This window comes from Sulfurimonas sp. C5, assembly GCF_029872055.1.
Classification (GTDB): domain Bacteria; phylum Campylobacterota; class Campylobacteria; order Campylobacterales; family Sulfurimonadaceae; genus Sulfurimonas.
In genome coordinates this window covers 92,655-111,905 of the sequence record NZ_JARXNQ010000005.1, presented here as the reverse complement: position 1 = coordinate 111,905, position 19,251 = coordinate 92,655, and the positions used below count along the sequence as shown (strand labels likewise).

The window sequence follows — 19,251 nt, the reverse complement described above, 5'->3', positions numbered from 1 at the left end:
CACTCTTATATCAAATTATTATTTTTTAAATTTTTATACTTTTAGCACAAACATAAGCACTAGAAAATGCCCATTGAAAATTATATCCGCCAAGTTCACCCGTAACATCTACAACTTCACCGATAAAATAAAGACCATTTATTTTTTTTGATTCTAACGATTTATATTCTAATTCATTTGCAAGGACACCACCACGTGAGACTTCAGCTTTTGTAAAACCGTAATTTCCTGCTGGAGCAAATTTATAGTTTGTTAAACTTTTGTCTTTGAGAGCAATTTGTAATCTTTTTGGAAGTTCTTCAGCCTCATCAGGAGTAAAATTAATACTGATATCCCCTTTATCCCAGTAAAGCGAAGCAGAAAGTATAGCAGGACCACTTAAGCCTTTATGGGTAAAAAGAAGGTCCTCTTTTAAAACCTTATCTTTTACTTTAATGTTTACATAGGTACTAAGCCCACTTAACTCTTTCATCCAAAACTGATCTTTTTGAACGGTAAGTCCGACAAGAGCAGGGGTGAAATCTTTTGTTTTAATATCGAAACTTTTTGCAATCTCAAGACCAACATCACTTGCACCGAGATTTGTAAAACTTTTACCACCTGTTGCAACTATGACATTCCTAGCTTTCAGAGTCTGTTTATCTGTTTTTAGAATAAAGAGCTCATCTTCTTTTGTTAGAGATATAATTCTATGGTTATAATAAAAATGATTTTCTAGATTGAGTTTAAGTAGCAGTTCTATAATATCCTGTGAAGAATGTTTACAAAAATAGTATCTGTTTTTTCGAATTTCAAGTTCAATATTATTGCGATCTAAAAAACGGAGCAGTTTTTCTTTATTAAACTTTTTAAATACTGTTTTTATTAGCTCTTTTTCACCATCAAAGTTACTTGGCTTTACATCTACATTTGTAATATTACATTTGCCGCCACCGGAAATTTTTAACTTTTTAGCCGCTTTTTCATTCCCCTCAACAATGGCAACAGAGAGTTCTTTAGAAAGATTCGCTCCGCACATAAGTCCCGAAGCTCCTGCTCCTAATATAATTACATCGTAGTTTTTCATAAACGCAATTATAACGCAGACGTCTAAAATAAGCTATAATTTCATAAATAATAAAAAAGAAGAGTAATGGCAAACAAATTACATATAGTTTCTTTAGGGTGTACAAAAAACCTTGTAGATACAGAAGTTATGATGGGGAAACTGAAAAACTTTGAACTAACAGACAATAATGAAGATGCAGATGTAATCATTGTAAATACATGTGGTTTTATTGATGCTGCAAAAGAGGAGTCTATCAACACAGTTTTATCTCTACATGAGGCTAGAAAAGATGATTCTCTCCTTGTAATGGCAGGATGTCTGAGTGAGCGTTATCAAGAAGAACTTCAAGAGCAGATTCCTGAAGTGGACATTTTTACTGGTGTTGGTGATTATGACAAAATAGATGAACTTTTGGTTGAGAAAAAAAGCAGATTTTCTGATGAAGTCTATCTAATTGATGGAGCAGAGCGTGTAGTTACAGGTTCTACATACCATGCATATATTAAGCTAAGTGAAGGATGTAATCAACAATGTTCATTCTGTGCAATTCCTAGTTTCAAAGGTAAGCTTAATTCTCGTGAACTTGATTCAATTGCTAAAGAAGTTGAGTCTTTAGTAGCACAGGGATATTGGGATTTCTCTTTTGTATCACAAGATTCAAGCTCATATCTTAGAGATAAAAACGTTAAAGACGGACTTTCTCTTTTAATTGAAAGAATTGAACTCATTGAAGGTGTTAAAAGCGCAAGAATCCTTTACCTGTACCCTTCAACTACAAGTATGAATCTACTTAAACGCATAGAGAAAAGTGATATATTCCTAAATTACTTTGATATGCCGATTCAACATATCAACGATGATATGCTTCGTATTATGAAAAGAGGGTTTGGAAAAGAGAAAACTCTTGAACTCTTGAACTATATGCGCTCAATGGAAAACTCTTTTGTAAGAACGAGTTTTATTGTCGGGCATCCTGGTGAAACAGATGAAATGTTTGAAGAGATGTGTGAATTTACAAAAAGCTTTGGTTTTGATCGTGTAAACGTATTTGCATATTCTGATGAAGAAACAACAACAGCTCATGATATGACTGATAAGATCGATGAAGAAACAATTGCAAATCGCGCAGAGATCTTAGGCGATATTGTTGCGGAAGTGACACAGGAAAGTTTAGAGGCAGAGATCGGTAAAGAAGTTGATATTGTAATTGACGGTGAAAGTGATGAGCATGAGTATTTACTGAGTGCAAGAGAATTACTTTGGGCACCAGAGATTGACGGTGAGATCTATGTAAATGACAGAACTGAAGATACTGAGATTGAATTTGGTAAACTTTATAGAGCAAAAATCACGGGGATTGCCGGAAATATTTTAATGGCAACAGTAGATAATGCTACAAGAGACAACTAAAACACTACTACAAAATTCAAAAAACCTTCTGGCATTTTCTGCCGGAGGGGATTCGACTGCACTTTTATTCCTCCTTCTTGAAAACAAGATTCCTTTTGATATTGCTATTGTAAATTACGGCTTACGTGAACAAAGTAAAGAAGAAGTTGCTTATGCAAAACAATTAGCAGAGGAATATAATTTTGTTTGCCATGTTAAGAATGCACCTAAGATAGAAAAAAATTTTGAAGCTGAAGCAAGATCATTGAGATATTCATTTTTTGAAGAATTAATCGATCACAATGGCTATGAAAACCTTTTGACTGCACATCACTTAGGGGATCGTTTTGAGTGGTTCTTAATGCAGTTTTGTAAAGGTGCAGGATGTGTAGAACTCTCCGGTATGAAAAACGTTGAAGAGAGAAAAAACTATACGCTTGTCAGACCATTATTAGATTTAGAAAAACAAGAGCTTCTAGAGTATTTAAATGATCGCAAAATAAAATATTTTGAAGATGAAAGCAATAGTGATGAACGTTATACGAGAAACTACTTTCGTCATAATTTTTCTCAGCCTCTTTTGGAAAAGTATCTCGGTGGAATTAAAAAAAGTTTTTCCTATATTGATCAGGATGTAGCATCTTTAATCAAGGATGTTAAATTAGATTCAATCAATCAATTAGCCTATTTTCAAACAAATGATAAAAGAACAAACTTAGTTTATATAGACAGGTATTTAAAAGGGCAGGGACATTTAATCACTGCAAACGATAAAAAAGAGTTATTGGAAAATGAGAGTGTAGTTATTGGACGCAAGTATATTGTTGTACAAGATGAAAGATATGTATTTATAGCACCATATTTAGAAGCTAAAGATATGGACAAACAATTAAAAGAAAAGTTCCGTTTACTGAAAGTCCCGGTAAAACTACGTGGTTATTTAGCTGCTGATGCCGAAGCACTAGAGTTAGTGTCTTTATTATTGCAATAAACCTTCATTGTAAAAGAGGAGTTGATCATCTCTCCATCTTTTTTGAATTCAATCGGAAAATTTATACTGACAATCCAATCACTTTTGTTAATAGCATCTAAAAAGTCGTAGAAATTTGCCGGTGAATTGATTTTAGAGGTCGTGTTTACTTCATAAACGGCAAATCCTTCTTCGTTATCAGCTTTGTCTATTTTAGAAATTTGGAAAGATGAAAAATATGTTTTGTGTTGTTTTTCAAATCTTTCAGGATTAAAAGGTTTGTCAAAAGCTTGAATAATATGTCTGTTTTTACTTTGTAACTCTTTTAATACACTGAGGGTTTCATCGTAAAATATTTGATATCTTTGGTACTCTTTGAACTCTTGTTTATATTCTATTCTTTGAGTTCTGTACTCTTTTCCTTTAGGGATTAATATCTTAAATGAAAAGAAGATAACAAAGATTAATAATAATACTGAAACCAGTGAAAGATAAAGATAATGGCGAGGAATATTAATGTTCATTAGAAAGCTCCTCATCTGCTTCATCAATATAGTTAGTAGAAACAAATCTTAACCAACCATTCCCTGCTGGATAAAAACTACTATATGTCTTATGAAATATTGATCTAAGAGGTGCTTGTAACATGAAGTTATAAACATCTTTGTTTGGTGTTATTCCATATAAGATTAGACCATTTTTCAAGAGTTTTGCTTCAGAGAGTGTAATACGTTCAGGCACAAGATCAAAAAGGTTTGTGATCGAATCTTTTAAGACGCTGTTTTTTGTAAAAACTCGTTCTGAAAGGTTTTTTTGCTTTTCTATATAAGCAATCTGGTTTTTCATATTTTCAATATCTTCTTGAAGAGCAATACGTGCTTGGACTGTTTCGAGTTTATCTTTTTCGAAAGTATAGTCTTTATAAACTAGAAATAGATAGGTACTAAAAAGCATTATAAGTGTTATAGAAAAAAATGTCACCAAAAGTTTTAGCTCTTGCGTAAAAGGTGTTTTCTTTCTTGGTTTTATATAGCTGTATTTCATAAACCAAGCTCCTCTTTTGCAAGTTCGCAAATTTCAGCACCTAGATCGACAGTTCTGATATAGACATTTAGAAACATCTCTTCTTCTAGATAACGTCTTAGATCAGAACTCACTTTCATGTTGTCGGCAATATAAATATTTTCTATAAATTTACCTTCATATTTTGGGTCTTTATAAAAATGGTTAAATGCATTCTGGATAAGAGAGAAACGTTGATAATCTTCAGTAAAATGATTTTCTTCATCACGGCTTTCTTCTAGAGCAGTAATTTTTTCCTGTGCCTCATTTTCATAAAGTTCTTCTTCGAGGTCTTTTCCTTCTGAGAACTCATCGATATCTTCAAGGCTGTCTAGATCTTCAATGTCTGAAAAGTCTTCAAGCTCGTCATTCACATCCATATCATCTAATACGATACCTTCATCATCCAGATCTAAATCAAAATCTTTGTCCTCATCAAGGTCTTCTAAAACAATTTTATCTGTTTCAATATCAATTTCCATATCAAGATATTCAGCATATAGAAGTTGAGAGTTTTCAAAAACAGCAACAGAGATAGAACTGTCTTCTATAAGAGCAAACATAGCTAACTGTTTACTTATTTTATCTTTGAAAAACTTTGCTATAACACTAAAAGGGGAGAAGACAAAATCGATACCTATATCTTCATATTTTCTTTCTAATTCGTATAGTTCTGTTTTAGATGTATAAATACTCCATTCGTTATTGATGCATTTGTATTCTGCAGTAGAAAGATCCTTATAAAAAGAAAGCTTGTTTTTATCACAACTAGGAAGGGCGCCCTGTTCTTTTGAAGTGTCCAAAAAAGAGACATAGTAGTAAGGAGATTCTTTTGTATATTCCATAACAAATTCATAAATCTCTTCTGTTAGTTTCGTAGATGGGAAAACATTTTCGAAGTGGGATATATCATTCGTTTTAGAGTGAATTTCTATATGGACGGTAGTACTAGATCTTTCAACAACAATATTGATAAAAACTTTTAAGTATAAAGATTCTAGGATTTTACTTAGCACTACTGTTTAACTCCACATAATGGATGTGCTTTGTCATAGTTTTGTTTTTTCAACGCACTACCTAACTTTGTATAGATTTGAGTTGTTGCCATAGATGAATGTCCTAAAAGTTCACTCACATCTACAATAGGTGCACCGCCGTTTAACAAAGAAGTTGCATACGAATGGCGCAATTGATGTGGTGTTACTTTTAATGATATTCTAGCAAAAACTTTATTTATGATATATCTTAGACTATTTTCGCTTAATTTTTCGCCATTTTTCTCAAAAAGAAATTTTTTTGGTGAAAAAATTTCTAAATACTCCTGTAAAAGTTTGCGTGTCGTTTCAAGTACGGGGATATCTCTTTGTTTTGAACCTTTCCCTATTACACGAATCCACTGTGAATCAATATCTTTGAGTTCAAGATGGGAAAGCTCTGAAATTCTCAGTCCCATTGTATAAAGAATAGTAATAATAAGCTTTTCCTGAAGATCTGCATGCTGTAAAGCTTCAATGATGTGTTTATGTGCAATGGGTTTAGGTAATGTTTTGGCAACCTTGACACTTTCATCGGCTTTGAGAACTACTTTAATCCCACTTTCATTCAGATAGTCACTGAAACTTCTAATTGCACTAAGTTTCTTACTGATTGTTTTACTTTTAAGTTCTGAAATGTGGATACGATAAGGCATGAGATTAAAAAGAATATGTTTGCCTTCTTTGACTATTTCGATTATCTCTAACGCTTCATCCAGAGCCTCTTTGTATGTTTTAACAGTTAGGTTTGAATACCCTTTATAAGAGGTGAGATGTTCTAAAAACTTCTCTTTTTGTTTAGCGATCAACTTTTTCAAGGATTTTCTCAAATTGTTCATGATATCTTGCTGCTTCATCAACAAGAGCTTTATCTGTCACGACACTAGGGGCTAACTTAATATAACTATCAACCATCACTTCACTCATGAGTTTTATTTTTGATCTTTTTGCTTCATCTATAGTATCGTTGGCAATAATATCGTTGATTTCCCTTAGATAACTTTTTGATTGCTCGATATATTTTTCATACTTCATAGATGTTTTCGATTGTGCCATGATAGTTGAAGCCATTCTGTTATAAACATCAAGAACAAAAGCTTCATTTGCAAGTTTATAGGCTTCGTGGTAATCACCTATTTCATAATAATACTTTGCTTGTAATGATTTTTCATATGATGGATTTGTGAGAAAAAATAAAGCCATAAAAGAGATGATAAATACAGCTATAAAAATAAGTAAACTTTTAATGTTCATGTTTCAGTAAGCCCTCTTGTACAACAGCCCTTGCAGCTTCAAAATCTAGTGTATCCAGATCTACTATAGATGTGTAATAATGTATTGTACCAAAAGGTTTGGGAACAGTAAAGCGATCCCATGAATTAAATTGCCAATATTTTGAGGGTTTAATCTCGACAAGCAAAACTTTTGCTTTTGTTTTTTGGGCCATTACAATTACTCCGTCAGCTACTTCGTGACGTGGTCCTTTGGGACCATCAGGTGTAATTCCTATGTCATATCCTTCTTTAAGAAAGCGGATGGCTTGAATTAATGCCTTCGCAGGATTTTTATCACTTGAGCCCGCAAGTGTGTCGATTTGAAAATATTTTAATGTTTTTGAAATAAGTTGACCATCAAAATGTGGTGAGATAAGTGCTTTTACATGAGTTTGTTCTCTATAATGAAAATAGATGTAAGGAAGCATTAAAAGTTCTCCATGCCAACATGCAATAAGGACTGGCTCATCAGGTATTTCTGTTTCACCATGAAAAACTTTTTTATTTGAATAGTATAGGATACGGATTAATAAAGAGCCTAAAAGAGGAATAAAAATAAGTGCTAAGAAGCGAGATAGTTTTTTACTCAACTATCTCCCCTGTACATATTGTACGTCCGATTTGTGTGATTTTAACGTTTTTCAATTCACCCAAAAGTTCTTCGGAACCTTTTACTTTTACTACAAGATTTGCATTTGTTCTACCTGAAACATGGTTGTCTCGGCTTAACTCTTCAAAGTAAACTTCATATACCTGTCCAAGATGTTTCTGTGCATTCTCATCCAAGATTTCAGCTTGTAAAGATTGCAGTTGTGTCAGACGTGCTGAACCAATCTCATCATCTACTGTATTTGTAAAGTGTTCCGCTTCCGTATGTGGACGAGGTGAGTATTTAAAACTAAAGATTTGATCAAATTTTACTTTTTTCATAACATCTAAAGTATCTTCGAAGTCTTCTTCGGTCTCACCTGGGAAAGCTACGATAATATCTGTTGATATACTTGCTTCAGGGCACTCTTTGCGTAGTTTTTCAACTCTGTTTAAAAACCACTCTTTGCTATAACCGCGTTTCATATCTTTAAGTACTTTTGTTGAACCTGACTGAAGCGGCATATGCATAGACTTACAGATTTTAGGATTTGAAGCAAACTCTTCGATAAACTCATCATCCATATGAAACGGGTGCGGAGATGTAAAACGGATACGCTCTAAACCTTCAATTTTTGAGAGTCTGCGCAGTAGTTCCGTGAAGTTTACTTTCTCATGTTCTTTGTCTGAAAATCTTCTACCGTAGTTATTTACGTTTTGTCCTAGTAAAAAGATCTCTTTAGCACCTTTTGCTACAGCTTTTTTAGCTTCGTTTATGATAAGCTCATCGGGAATAGAGATCTCTTCACCGCGAGTTTTTGGAACAATACAAAAAGTACATTGTTTGTCACAACCGATAGAGATATTTATATATGCTTTATACGGAGACGTTCTAAAGTCATCAAAAGCAAATTCACTTTCATCGTAGTTGATATCAGTCTCAACTGCTTTGTCTTTGTGAAGTACTTCGGAGATTTTAGAGACATTTCTGGCACCGAGAACAAAACTTACATAAGGGGCACGTTTGATAATCTCATCACCGAGATGTGAAGCCGTACAGCCGCACACACCGATTTTTGCCCCCTCTTTTTTCTTTTTGTTAAAAGCACCGAGCTCTGAGAAAAGCTTTTGTACAGGTTTTTCTCTAACTGAACAAGTATTTATTAAAATTAGGTCAGCATCTTTTACATCAGTTGTAGTCTCATACCCTTCACGCTCTTTAAGCTGAGCAATCATATGCTCAGAATCACGTGTATTCATTGCACAACCTAATGTTTCAATAAATAGCTTTTTACTCATTGTACCTCTTTAGTTATGCCATGATATGTACTTGGTACATGTAGTCATTGTCACCAAGAGCATATTTAACTTCATTCATATAAAAGCTTTTTCCTTCAGCTTCGAAATGATCTTGAAGTGCTAAAAGATCTTTGTGTGAGTTTTCTCTATCGAAGTAAAGAATTACGCTTTTTTCTTTTTCAACTAAAGACTCGATTTTCTCTAAGTCAATTTTCTTAGGCTTAGCATCAAGCTCCATTCTAACAAGCTTTAAATCCATAACTTTTCCTTATAGTGTCTTTTTAAAAGTTTTGAATTATACTTTATTTGTAATAAAAGTCCGATTAAAGATGTTTTTATAAGAATTTTGGTATAATTTTTTACTTTCAAATTTATAAGAAATCCCCAAATTATTATTTGTCATTGTCAGATTTCTTAAAACTAAAGGGATATTACTGTGGAAAAAATATTAGATATTGCAGAAGCTATTGCTAACGAAAAAGGTTTACAACCTGAAAAAGTTTTAGAAGCTTTAAAAACAGCTTTTGTACAAACTGCGAAAAGAGTTATTAACCCTAACTTTGCTTATGAAGCACAAATTGATGATAAAACAAGAAGTATAAAAATTATTCAAACAATTACTGTAGTAGAAGATAATGATGTAAAATTACAAGATCCTGAAATTGCACCTGCATATATGGCAATCAGCGATGCAAGAACTTATGATGATCAGGTGGAACTTGGCGATCAACTTCAAGAGGAGCACGATCTAGAATCTTACGGAAGAACTGCTGCTTCACAATTGCACCGCGAGATCGAATACCATATTCAAAGAATGGTTGAAGATGAAGTTTTCAGCAAATACAAATCAAAAGTGGGTACGATTGTAAACGGTCGTGTTACACGTGTCGATAACAATAACGCAACATATATTGAAGTAGATGAAATTCGTGCAGTACTTCCAATGAAAAGCCGTATTAAAGGTGAAGTATTTAAAGTAGGTGATGTTCTAAAAGCTGTTGTGCGTCGTGTAAATATGGATAAAGATAACGGCATTCAAATTGAACTTTCACGTACATCTCCAAAATTTTTAGAAGCACTTTTAGAACTCGAAGTACCTGAAATCGAAGACGGTAGTGTAGTAATTGAAAAATCTGCACGTATTCCTGGTGAGAGAGCAAAAATTGCTATCTACTCTACACATCCGCAAGTTGATGCAGTGGGTGCTACAGTAGGTGTAAAAGGTGTGCGTATTAATGCTGTAAGTGAAGAGCTTATAGGTGAAAATATCGACTGTATCGAGTATACGAACATTCCAGAACTGTTTGTTGCACGTTCAATGTCTCCTGCAATTATTTCTCATGTTGAAATTGAACAAGATGAGGAAGGGAAAAATGTAAAAGCGATCATTACACTTCCTAGTGATCAAAAATCTAAAGCTATCGGAAAAAGCGGTATCAATATTCGTTTAGCATCTATGCTTACAGGTATGGAGATCGAGCTTATTGAAAATGATTCTATGGCTGCAAAAGATACAACATCAGAAGTTCAAGAAGATAAAGACGGTGTTGATGCACTAGAGGCGTTATTTAATTAACGCTTGTGCATATAAGGATTTAATTTTAATAAAATAAGATCCGCTAAAACGTTTCCAAGAAGCGTTAAAAAAGCACTTATCATAAGAATACCCATAATAGTCGGGTAATCGCGTGAGAGTGCACTAATATAGAAGAACTGTCCCATTCCGTCAATCCCGAAGATTGATTCTAAAATTACACTTCCCCCAATTAATCCAGGCAATGAAAGACCAAGCAGCGTCACGATAGGCGGTAAAAGATTTGGCAAAATATAGTAACGTAAAAGTTGTTTTTGGCTCAAACCTCTAGAGAGCGCAAAATAGTAATAATCACTCTTTAAGATCTCCAAAGTAAGAGAACGGATATATATAATCATACTTCCAAGTCCACCAAAAATCATAATTGTAATAGGCAGAATAAGATGCCAGCCCATATCTAAATAATACTCTAGACCTTCACCAGAAATATCTACAGAATGTAAGCCTGCAATTGGAAAGAGTTTAAAATTTACGGAAAATATTATAATCAGTAACAATGCCAAATAAAAAGAGGGCATAGAAAAAGATAATAATGAAACCTGACGGATCAAGAGATCAGATTTTTTTTCGTAGTTAAGTGCTGCTTTTATACCAAGATACAAAGAGAGTATAAATACAAATACCAAAGAGGTAATATTGATTGTAAGGGTAATAGGTAATCTTTTTAAAATTTCATTGGCTACATCGCCGCCATTTACAAAAGAGATTCCGAAATTGAGTTGGAGCATATTTTTAATCCAGTCAATATACTGTGTAAGTAAGGGTTTGTCCAAACCATATACAGCTTTTAGTTTCTCGATCGCTTCTTTAGTCATATTTGGATTAAGCTCACCGGCTCCTAAAAAACTATTTGGCGCTGCATGTATTGCTAAGAATGAAATGATCGAGATAAGAGCTAGCATCCCAAAAATATAGCCTAGTTTATGCAAAAATATTTTCATGACAAAGATTATAGCAAATTAGAGAATGAGCATCGCATCACCGTAAGAGTAAAAACGGTATTTATTCTTAATAGCTTCTTCATATAACTCTAAAGTCTTTTCAAGCCCTACAAAAGAAGCTACCAACATAATAAGTGTTGACTTAGGCAGGTGAAAATTAGTAAGTAGATGATTGACACGAAGTGGTTTATTGTTTGGATGCAAAAAGAGATTTGCTTCTCCGCTTGTCTGATCTTGATGTCGTGCATAAAACTCAATAGTTCTTGTTGAGGTTGTTCCTACACTGAGAATCTCTTGATCGGAATCCAAGAGTGCTTTCGCCTCTGGAGATATCTCGTAAAACTCTGAATGCATAGGATGTTCAGTAATGATATCTGCTTCAACTGGTTTAAATGTTCCGCTTCCTACATGGAGTGTTACATATGCATGTTGATGGTTTTTACACACACGTTCATGCTGCTGGGGAGTAAAGTGAAGTGAAGCTGTAGGTGCTGCTACTGCACCTTCATTTTGTGCAAAAACACTTTGATACTCGGATGCATCATCTTCATTGTCTTCTCTTTGAATATAAGGGGGAAGAGGGATATGCCCAATTTTGTCAATAATAGGAAGAAGTTCTTCAAAACGAAGCAGTTTAGTATTTTGAAAAAAGTTGACAATACGGGTACCATCATCTTTTAACTCTTTGATAACGGCTTTTAAATCTTCTTCAAAGAAAATTTCCTGATCTACTTTTACACGTCCGCGGATGTAGACATGAATATCACTTGCATTTAACGCTCTGTTAATCAGCAGTTCAATTTTTCCACCGCTTTGTTTATGTCCGTAAAGTCTTGCTTTGATAACTTTTGTATCGTTGAAAATCAGAGCACACTCTTTGGGAATAAATTTTTCCAAATCGTAAAAATGTGCATGAGTGATTGTGTCGGTCATTCTGTCGTAAACAAGAAGTTTTGCATGATCGCGGGGTGAAGCAGGATGTGTAGCTATGAGTTCATCAGGAAGATGAAAGTCATAGCTCGAAGTGAGTAATTCTTTATTTTGCACTAGCTTCCTCTAATGCTTCTTCTTCATCCTCATCCTCTTCTTCAGGCTCAGCTGGATTTACCAATTTGACAATCAAGATCGAAAAACCGTAAAGGACAATAAGCGGACCAGCCATTAAAAGCTGTGTTAAAACATCCGGCGGAGTTAAAAGGGCTGCAACAATAAAGATGATAACGATTGCATATTTGAAAAATGCTGCCATCTGACGGTCGTCAACTAAACCTAAAAGTGCTAAAAAGTAAGCAAATACAGGCAGTTCAAATGCGAGCCCAAAACCAAACATGATTTTTGTAAAAAAGCCTACGTAATCCTCAATGTTGATAAGCGGCGTAAATTTAAAAGAACCGAAGGTAATTAAAAAGTCAAAACCAAACGGGGTAACAACATAATAAGCAAATAAGACACCGACTAAGAACATGATTGTTCCACCAAATATAAACGGAATAAGCATCTTTTTTTCATTTGCATATAATCCTGGAGCTATAAACATCCAGATTTGTGCAAGAATAATAGGGAGTGCTCCTAAAAGTGCAGCAAAAAATGACACTTTCAGAGCTACGAAAAACGCACCACCTACTTGACTCGTCGTAACCATACCATCAGCAGCATGTACAGATTTTTTACCAACTTCGATCAGTGCATCGTTAAGTGGTGATACCATCCAGTCCAAAATTGGCTCATGGAAGTAAAACATTACAAAAAACATAACTATAAGGCTACCGACAGATATCCCTAATCTTTTTCTCAGTTCAACTAAATGGGGTCTAATATCTTCAAACATCTATATTTTCTTCTTCTTCAGGTTTCTTTTTTTTCTTCTTGAAAGTCACTTCTTCTGGTTGGCTAGGAGCTTTTTTTAACTCTTCTTTAGGTTCGCTGTCCGCCATCAAATTGTCCATATGTGCATTGACGTTCGTAGCGTTAGAAACCATATTTGATGCACGTTCAAGTTCTTGTTTATATGCAAGTGCTTCTTGTTTAATATCTGCAACATGCATCTCTTCCTCAATTGTACTTTTCATAGTTCCAATTGTGTTCTTCATACTTCTGAAGAATTTCGCAATCTCAACCATTGTACTAGGGAGTTTATCCGGCCCTAAAAACAAGACAGCGATAATTGCGATTACCATAATTTCAGTAAAACCCATACCAAACATAATAAAAGTGCCTTTAAAATTTTCTAGTTTTCGTGATTTTATCTAAAGATTGGTTAAAAAATCTTCAAGTCAAAAAAATTCAATTCAAATAAAGCATAAATATATAAAATTCCCAAAAATATTTAGGAGCTTTTAATGAGTAAAGTTATTTTTGAAAAAGAGTGTGGTTGTTTTAAAAGAAGCGAACATGAAAACCACAAAGAATATGCTTCAAAAGAGGAAGCATTAACACAAGCTTTAGAACTTGCAAAAGAGATGAATGAAGTGTTTTGTAAAAAGCATTGTTTCTCTGTAGTAGAAGAGGGTAATGATATCGTTGTTAAAGTAGATATGAACTAAGAAGTCAGATAAAGAGCTATCTCATCACTTAGGAGATACTCTTTATTGAAATATTTTTTATTTTTCAGTTCAAGTTTATGTTCTTCTACCAAAAGATCAGCTTTCATGATCTCTTCCCCATTTAATAGTTCTTGATCTACACCTACAATTGAACGCAGACCAAGAAAGATTTTTTCTATTTTGACATCTTCATCACTCAGTTTTTCACTTCTGATATCTAAAGGATTTTGTATATATTTTTCTATTTCCGTTTGTGGATATAGTCGTGTGTTTTTGTATTTTCCTACAGCTCCTGCACCCACACCCATATACTCATCGTATTCCCAGTATCCTAAGTTGTGTAGAGAGTTATAAGTTCCAAAATTGCTTATTTCGTATTGTTTAAAACCATGTTCTTCTATTTGTTTGAAAAGCCACTGGGTATGTTCTAAGTGTTCTTTTGACATTTGCGGTTTACTCTCAAATGCAGTTCCCTCTTCAATAGTTAAAGCATAGGCACTTAAATGATTGATCGGAAGTGAAAAAGCAGTTTCTAGATCATTTTGAAGCAGCTCTTTTGTATCACCGAGAGTTGCATAGATGAGATCTAGAGATATATTTTCAATACCCACTTTTTGTGCATTATGAATAGCTTCAATTGCCTGCTTTGGATTATGTGCACGGTTTAAGAGTCTTAGCTTATCGGGATCGAAACTCTGTACACCGAAACTGATCCGGTTTACACCCAGATTTTTCATCCCTTCTAACCATTCCAAGGTAGCACTGTTTGGATTTGCTTCGGTTGTGATCTCTACATTGTTTAGAAGATAGGGTTTGATTATGGAAAAGATCTCTGCATAGAGTTCCGGTGCTACAGTTGAAGGTGTACCACCGCCTATAAAAACGGTTTTTATAGTTTGTTTTTCAGGTTGAAAACGTTTTATTTCAAAGAGCAGTTGTTCTTTTAACGCACCCATATATTCTTGTTTGAGATGAAATTTATCTACATAAGAATTAAAAGCACAATAAGAACATTTAGAATCACAAAACGGTATATGGATGTATAACAACATTGTAAATAGTCCTGAAAAGTTGAAGTTATTAGGAAATTATAGGAAAAATTTATTTAAAAAGAAGTATTATGAGAGGAATGCGATTAACAGATTTGGAGAAAAATTATGAAAAGCAGTGTTGCATTGTTTGAGATATTTCCATGGAATGACCATTTCGAAACAGGCATTGAGAAAATAGATCTGCAACACAAAAAGCTAGTAAGCATTCTCAACCGTTTAGCGGCAAATCAGGCAAATCTTGCAAACAGAGACTCTTTAAATAAAATTTTTGAAGAGCTTATTGACTACACAGATTATCATTTTAAAGCAGAAGAGGGGATCTGGAGTCAATATTTTGGAGACGATAGCTGGTTTATAGAACATGAAAAAACACACGATGGTTTTATAGACGAGATTGTAAAAATAAAAAATGATCCAAATAAAAATTTTGATGATACTATTTATGAATTAATCCTTATCCTTGCTCAGTGGCTTGCGTATCATATACTCGATACAGACAAAAGGATGGCAAAAGTTGTTTTGGAACTTCAAGAGGGACACTCGCTCGAAGAAGCAAAAGAACATTCAAACCACTTTATGAACGGTTCAGTTAAAGCCCTCATTCAAACCGTTTTAAAAATGTATGGTGATATATCAACACGCACATTGGATTTAATGCGAGAAAAAGCCTTGAGAATGCAGGCTGAAGAAGAACTTCTTAAAAGTGAAGAAAAATGGCGTTTTTTACTTAGCGGAAGCGGAGAAAATATTTGGGATTATGATTTTGACAAAGAAAAAACATGTATCTCAAGAGATAATTGTGAAGCAGAAGAGATGCTACACAACAGCTTGCAGCAATTTGATTTTTTTTCAGAAATACATCCCGATGATCTCAAACAGGTCAAAGAAGATTTTATTGCCCATCTATTAGGAGAAACAGAGTTCTTTTACAACAAGCACAGAGTCTTGAGAAAAGATGGTGGTTGGACATGGATACTAAGTAGAGGAAAGGTTTTAGAGTCTAAAAGCGGAGGAGGTTTAAAACGTTTTGTAGGTGTTCACAGCGATATCACGGAACAGGAACTCTCCGCTGTTATTTTTAAGCATAGTTCACAGGCAATGTTTATTTCAGACAGTGAAAACCGCATTATAAGTATAAATCCCGCTTTTACAGAAATAACCCAGTATGAAAAAGATGAAGTGATAGGCCAGACACCGGATATATTTTGTTATAAAGAACTCAATACCACATGCTATAAGGAACTTTGGTACTATGTAGTAAAAGATGGGGAGTGGACAGGTGAGATTGTCAATAAAAGAAAAAACGGTGAAGTATATACACAAGAATTGAAAATAAACATCGTAAAAAACTCTGAAGGAAAGATCGATCATTTTATAGGCTTCTTTTCTGATATTACCGAGAAGAAAAAGTCTCAGGATATTATTCTAAGACAGGCAAACTTTGATGCTTTGACAGATTTAGAAAACAGACGAATGTTTGATCATAGACTGGATGAAGCGATTTTACGTTCAAAAAGAAGTAAGCAAGCTTTTGCTGTTCTTTTTATCGACCTGGATCGCTTTAAAGATATTAATGATGCAATGGGACATACGGTGGGAGATACTCTTTTAGTGGAAGTTTCTAAACGTATAAAAAAAGAGATCAGAGAAACAGATATTCTTTCCCGTTTTGGAGGGGATGAATTTACTCTTTTACTACCGGAAATTAAAAATACAAATGTGATTGACAGAATAGCACAAAATATTATAGACAGTATTAAACGACCTTTTTATGTTGAAAAGACGACTTTTCATATATCTGCAAGTATAGGGATTACATTGTATCCAGATGATGGAGTAAACTCTTCAACGCTTTTAAGAAATGCAGATCAAGCAATGTATCAGGCAAAACGCAGTGGCAGAAGCCAATACAATTATTTTACGGAACATATGCAGATTATGGCACAAAAACGTCATAAAATCTTACATGAACTGCATGAAGCTATAGAGCAAAAACAGTTCGAAGTTTATTATCAACCGATAGTCAATGCAAAAAACGGAGAAGTTTATAAAGCAGAAGCTTTGGTTAGATGGAATCATCCAATTAACGGGTTGGTACTTCCAGGTGAATTTATATCATTAGCGGAAGAGACAGGACTTATTGTTGAAATTGGAGATTTTGTTTATAAAGAAGCTGTTATGCAGTCAAAAATATGGCAAAAAAAATATGGAATAAATTTTAAAATCAGTGTCAATAAATCACCTGCACAATTTCGCTCTAGAAAAATTATAGATGAATGGATGAAATTTAAAAAAGAAAATGGAATCGATACACGCAATGTGATTATTGAAATTACAGAAAATTTACTGATGCAAGAAGATGAACTGGTGAAAGAACAATTATTAAGACTCAGAGATGCAGGTATTGAAATTGCAATTGATGATTTTGGAACAGGATATTCTTCACTTTCATATCTAAAAAAATTCAGTATCGACTATTTAAAAATTGATAAATCTTTTGTAGATTATGTTGCTTCTTCAAAACAAGATAAAATTTTATGTGAAGCAATGATAGCAATGGCTCATAAGCTCGATATTAAAGTGATTGCAGAGGGTGTTGAGGACGAATTGCAAAAACAAGTACTCTCAAAAATGGGGTGTGATTTTTTACAAGGATATTTATATTCTGAACCGCTACCGTCTCAAGAGTTTGAACGACTTTTTCTTGTTTAATTTATTTTAATCACTCTTTTTGTATAATCACGATTATTTTATTAGGGTTCATATATGAGTGTAAAAGAGAAGTATCGTCCGAATGTAGCTATGATTATTATGTCACATGAATATCCAAAACAGAAGCAGATTTTCATAGCACAAAGAAATGATCTGGGTGATATTTGGCAATTTCCTCAAGGTGGCATTGATGAAGGTGAAGAGGTCAAAGAAGCGCTTTTCCGTGAAATGGAAGAGGAGATCGGAACTAAGCAAGCCGAGATCGTAGCGGAATATCCTGAATGGATTTCATACGACTTCCCGCCAAAAATTGCCAAGAGTATGAAACCGTATAAAGGGCAGACACAGAGATATTTTTTAGTAAAGCTTCATAAAGATGCGGATATCAATCTAGATACGAAACATCCGGAGTTTTCTTCATACAAATTTGTTGGAGTGGATGAGGTTCTAGATATTACTGCGCATTTTAAAAAGCCTGTATATGAGAGTGTAATAAATTATTTTAAAGATGAGGGACTACTTTAATGTTAATTGTTCAAAAATTCGGTGGTACGAGTGTAGGTGACTTAGAACGTATCCAAAACGTTGCAAATCGTGTGGCAAAAACAAAAGATGCCGGCAACGATGTTGTAGTTGTTGTTTCTGCAATGAGCGGAGAGACAAATAAACTTGTTTCATATGCTGAGCATTATTCAAGTAATCCGGCACGTGAAGAGATGGATATGTTACTAAGTTCAGGTGAAAGAGTGACAGCATCACTTCTTTCTATCGCCCTGCAAGAGATGGGTTATAAAGCTACAGCGATGAGCGGTAGAAAAGCTGGGATAGTAACAGATAACGTACATACAAAAGCACGTATCGAAGATATTAACCCATCAGCTATGCATGAAGCTGTTAAAGAGGGGAAAATCGTAGTTGTTGCAGGTTTCCAAGGTGTGACTGAAGAGGGTAACGTAACAACTCTTGGTCGTGGAGGAAGCGATTTGAGTGCAGTTGCAATTGCAGGTGCACTTAAAGCTGACCTTTGTGAGATCTATACTGACGTTACTGGTATCTTTACAACAGACCCAAGAATTACGTCAAAAGCACATAAGCTTGAGAAGATCTCTTACGATGAGATGCTGGAACTAGCTTCTCTTGGTGCAAAAGTTCTTCAAAACCGTTCAGTAGAGATGGCAAAAAAATTAAACGTAAACTTAGTAACAAGATCAAGTTTCTCAGATGAAGAGGGAACATTAATTACAAAAGAGGAAAACATTATGGAAAAACCATTAGTAAGTGGTATTGCATTAGATAAAAATCAAGCTCGTATTTCACTTTTAGGTGTAAAAGATAGACCGGGAATCGCTAGTGAAATCTTCAACAAATTGGCAAAAGCTGATGTAAATGTAGATATGATAGTACAAAACAAAGCAGCTTCTGATACTACAAGTATTGACTTTACTGTTGCAAAAGGTGATCTGCACGATGCAAAAGCAGTTGTAGACGAGTTTGTACAAAACGGTGAAATTGCAGATGATACTTACAATGAAGATATCTGTAAAGTTTCTGTAGTTGGTGTTGGAATGAAATCTCATGCAGGTGTTGCTGCAAAAGCATTTACTACTATGGCGGAAAACAATATCAATATCAACATGATCTCAACTTCAGAAATCAAAGTATCTATGGTTATTGATGAAAAATATGCTGAGTTGGCTGTAAGAAGCTTACATGATGCATACGAATTAGAGAAGTAGTAGAAAATT

21 protein-coding genes are annotated in these 19,251 nt (G+C 34.2%); 7 read left to right on the top strand and 14 right to left on the bottom strand.

From position 1 onward, the window contains the following. Positions 1–25: 25 nt before the first annotated feature. On the bottom strand, positions 26–1,066 hold the full coding sequence (locus tag P6N22_RS09075; RefSeq protein WP_280332246.1) for an aminoacetone oxidase family FAD-binding enzyme: 1,041 nt from the start codon (positions 1,064–1,066) through the stop codon (positions 26–28). Positions 1,067–1,132: 66 nt separating this feature from the next. Here P6N22_RS09075 and rimO point away from each other — a divergent pair, with 66 nt between their 5' ends. Then, positions 1,133–2,458: a 30S ribosomal protein S12 methylthiotransferase RimO gene (gene rimO / locus P6N22_RS09070; protein WP_280332244.1), complete on the top strand. Its 1,326-nt coding sequence runs from the start codon at positions 1,133–1,135 to the stop codon at positions 2,456–2,458. Continuing rightward, on the top strand, positions 2,439–3,428 hold the full coding sequence (tilS, locus tag P6N22_RS09065) for a tRNA lysidine(34) synthetase TilS (RefSeq protein WP_280332242.1): 990 nt from the start codon (positions 2,439–2,441) through the stop codon (positions 3,426–3,428). Before rimO ends, tilS begins: the two co-directional genes overlap by 20 nt. Here tilS and P6N22_RS09060 read toward each other — a convergent pair. Genes P6N22_RS09060 through P6N22_RS09025 form a run of 8 tightly spaced genes read right to left on the bottom strand, consistent with a single transcriptional unit; the run spans position 3,374 to position 8,923 of the window. Next, entirely contained in the window at positions 3,374–3,931 is a 558-nt protein-coding gene (locus tag P6N22_RS09060; protein WP_280332240.1) for a hypothetical protein, read from the bottom strand. The genes tilS and P6N22_RS09060 overlap by 55 nt on opposite strands. Next, a complete protein-coding gene (locus P6N22_RS09055) occupies positions 3,921–4,451 on the bottom strand; it encodes a hypothetical protein (RefSeq protein WP_280332238.1) in 531 nt (176 codons plus the stop codon). Before P6N22_RS09055 ends, P6N22_RS09060 begins: the two co-directional genes overlap by 11 nt. Beyond that, positions 4,448–5,485: a hypothetical protein gene (locus P6N22_RS09050; RefSeq protein WP_280332235.1), complete on the bottom strand. Its 1,038-nt coding sequence runs from the start codon at positions 5,483–5,485 to the stop codon at positions 4,448–4,450. The genes P6N22_RS09055 and P6N22_RS09050 overlap by 4 nt, the downstream gene beginning before the upstream one ends. Continuing rightward, entirely contained in the window at positions 5,485–6,321 is an 837-nt protein-coding gene (locus P6N22_RS09045; protein WP_280332233.1) for a tyrosine-type recombinase/integrase, read from the bottom strand. Before P6N22_RS09045 ends, P6N22_RS09050 begins: the two co-directional genes overlap by 1 nt. Then, positions 6,302–6,706: a hypothetical protein gene (locus P6N22_RS09040; protein ID WP_280332231.1), complete on the bottom strand. Its 405-nt coding sequence runs from the start codon at positions 6,704–6,706 to the stop codon at positions 6,302–6,304. The genes P6N22_RS09045 and P6N22_RS09040 overlap by 20 nt, the downstream gene beginning before the upstream one ends. Before the next feature lie 40 nt (positions 6,707–6,746). After that, on the bottom strand, positions 6,747–7,367 hold the full coding sequence (locus tag P6N22_RS09035; protein WP_280332230.1) for a lysophospholipid acyltransferase family protein: 621 nt from the start codon (positions 7,365–7,367) through the stop codon (positions 6,747–6,749). After that, positions 7,360–8,664, bottom strand: a complete 1,305-nt coding sequence (gene miaB, locus P6N22_RS09030) for a tRNA (N6-isopentenyl adenosine(37)-C2)-methylthiotransferase MiaB (RefSeq protein ID WP_280332228.1) — start codon at positions 8,662–8,664, stop codon at positions 7,360–7,362. Before miaB ends, P6N22_RS09035 begins: the two co-directional genes overlap by 8 nt. Before the next feature lie 13 nt (positions 8,665–8,677). Further along, positions 8,678–8,923, bottom strand: coding sequence for an HP0268 family nuclease (locus P6N22_RS09025; protein WP_280332226.1), 246 nt, complete (start codon positions 8,921–8,923; stop codon positions 8,678–8,680). A gap of 177 nt (positions 8,924–9,100) precedes the next feature. Here P6N22_RS09025 and nusA point away from each other — a divergent pair, with 177 nt between their 5' ends. Then, positions 9,101–10,240, top strand: coding sequence for a transcription termination factor NusA (nusA, locus tag P6N22_RS09020; protein WP_280332225.1), 1,140 nt, complete (start codon positions 9,101–9,103; stop codon positions 10,238–10,240). On the opposite strand, the gene P6N22_RS09015 is transcribed toward nusA, so the two are convergent. Genes P6N22_RS09015 through tatB form a run of 4 tightly spaced genes read right to left on the bottom strand, consistent with a single transcriptional unit; the run spans position 10,237 to position 13,403 of the window. Beyond that, positions 10,237–11,199 (bottom strand): ABC transporter permease, encoded by a 963-nt coding sequence (locus tag P6N22_RS09015; protein ID WP_280332223.1) that lies wholly within the window; start codon positions 11,197–11,199, stop codon positions 10,237–10,239. The two genes, nusA and P6N22_RS09015, sit on opposite strands and share 4 nt — an antisense overlap. Positions 11,200–11,217: 18 nt before the next feature. Beyond that, positions 11,218–12,246 carry a tRNA preQ1(34) S-adenosylmethionine ribosyltransferase-isomerase QueA gene (gene queA, locus P6N22_RS09010; RefSeq protein WP_280332221.1) on the bottom strand — a complete coding sequence of 343 codons (1,029 nt, stop codon included), beginning with the start codon at positions 12,244–12,246 and terminating at the stop codon, positions 11,218–11,220. Further along, positions 12,236–13,027: a twin-arginine translocase subunit TatC gene (tatC, locus tag P6N22_RS09005; RefSeq protein ID WP_280332219.1), complete on the bottom strand. Its 792-nt coding sequence runs from the start codon at positions 13,025–13,027 to the stop codon at positions 12,236–12,238. Before tatC ends, queA begins: the two co-directional genes overlap by 11 nt. Continuing rightward, positions 13,020–13,403, bottom strand: coding sequence for a Sec-independent protein translocase protein TatB (tatB, locus tag P6N22_RS09000; RefSeq protein WP_280332218.1), 384 nt, complete (start codon positions 13,401–13,403; stop codon positions 13,020–13,022). Before tatB ends, tatC begins: the two co-directional genes overlap by 8 nt. Positions 13,404–13,538: 135 nt before the next feature. On the opposite strand from tatB, the gene P6N22_RS08995 reads away from it, so the two are divergent. Next, positions 13,539–13,742 carry a hypothetical protein gene (locus P6N22_RS08995; protein WP_280332216.1) on the top strand — a complete coding sequence of 68 codons (204 nt, stop codon included), beginning with the start codon at positions 13,539–13,541 and terminating at the stop codon, positions 13,740–13,742. On the opposite strand, the gene hemW is transcribed toward P6N22_RS08995, so the two are convergent. Then, complete coding sequence (hemW, locus tag P6N22_RS08990) at positions 13,739–14,794, bottom strand: radical SAM family heme chaperone HemW (protein ID WP_280332214.1); 1,056 nt, start codon at positions 14,792–14,794, stop codon at positions 13,739–13,741. The genes P6N22_RS08995 and hemW overlap by 4 nt on opposite strands. Positions 14,795–14,899: 105 nt before the next feature. Here hemW and P6N22_RS08985 point away from each other — a divergent pair, with 105 nt between their 5' ends. The 3 genes from P6N22_RS08985 to P6N22_RS08975 are packed head-to-tail and all read left to right on the top strand — an operon-like array spanning position 14,900 to position 19,242. Beyond that, entirely contained in the window at positions 14,900–17,506 is a 2,607-nt protein-coding gene (locus P6N22_RS08985) for a bacteriohemerythrin (RefSeq protein ID WP_280332212.1), read from the top strand. Positions 17,507–17,560: 54 nt separating this feature from the next. Continuing rightward, complete coding sequence (locus P6N22_RS08980) at positions 17,561–18,031, top strand: RNA pyrophosphohydrolase (RefSeq protein ID WP_280332211.1); 471 nt, start codon at positions 17,561–17,563, stop codon at positions 18,029–18,031. Further along, on the top strand, positions 18,031–19,242 hold the full coding sequence (locus tag P6N22_RS08975) for an aspartate kinase (RefSeq protein WP_280332209.1): 1,212 nt from the start codon (positions 18,031–18,033) through the stop codon (positions 19,240–19,242). The genes P6N22_RS08980 and P6N22_RS08975 overlap by 1 nt, the downstream gene beginning before the upstream one ends. The last annotated feature ends 9 nt before the right edge of the window (positions 19,243–19,251 follow it).

Coding starts and splice junctions, on each gene's coding strand:
- P6N22_RS09040 (WP_280332231.1), bottom strand. CDS start 6,706: ATGGCTTTATTTTTTCTCACAAATCCATCATATGAAAAATCATTACAA.
- tatB (WP_280332218.1), bottom strand. CDS start 13,403: ATGTTTGGTATGGGTTTTACTGAAATTATGGTAATCGCAATTATCGCT.
- P6N22_RS08995 (WP_280332216.1), top strand. CDS start 13,539: ATGAGTAAAGTTATTTTTGAAAAAGAGTGTGGTTGTTTTAAAAGAAGC.
- P6N22_RS08980 (WP_280332211.1), top strand. CDS start 17,561: ATGAGTGTAAAAGAGAAGTATCGTCCGAATGTAGCTATGATTATTATG.
- tilS (WP_280332242.1), top strand. CDS start 2,439: ATGCTACAAGAGACAACTAAAACACTACTACAAAATTCAAAAAACCTT.
- hemW (WP_280332214.1), bottom strand. CDS start 14,794: ATGTTGTTATACATCCATATACCGTTTTGTGATTCTAAATGTTCTTAT.
- P6N22_RS08985 (WP_280332212.1), top strand. CDS start 14,900: ATGAAAAGCAGTGTTGCATTGTTTGAGATATTTCCATGGAATGACCAT.
- P6N22_RS09015 (WP_280332223.1), bottom strand. CDS start 11,199: ATGAAAATATTTTTGCATAAACTAGGCTATATTTTTGGGATGCTAGCT.
- P6N22_RS09075 (WP_280332246.1), bottom strand. CDS start 1,066: ATGAAAAACTACGATGTAATTATATTAGGAGCAGGAGCTTCGGGACTT.
- tatC (WP_280332219.1), bottom strand. CDS start 13,027: ATGTTTGAAGATATTAGACCCCATTTAGTTGAACTGAGAAAAAGATTA.
- P6N22_RS09055 (WP_280332238.1), bottom strand. CDS start 4,451: ATGAAATACAGCTATATAAAACCAAGAAAGAAAACACCTTTTACGCAA.
- rimO (WP_280332244.1), top strand. CDS start 1,133: ATGGCAAACAAATTACATATAGTTTCTTTAGGGTGTACAAAAAACCTT.
- P6N22_RS08975 (WP_280332209.1), top strand. CDS start 18,031: ATGTTAATTGTTCAAAAATTCGGTGGTACGAGTGTAGGTGACTTAGAA.
- P6N22_RS09025 (WP_280332226.1), bottom strand. CDS start 8,923: ATGGATTTAAAGCTTGTTAGAATGGAGCTTGATGCTAAGCCTAAGAAA.
- P6N22_RS09060 (WP_280332240.1), bottom strand. CDS start 3,931: ATGAACATTAATATTCCTCGCCATTATCTTTATCTTTCACTGGTTTCA.
- miaB (WP_280332228.1), bottom strand. CDS start 8,664: ATGAGTAAAAAGCTATTTATTGAAACATTAGGTTGTGCAATGAATACA.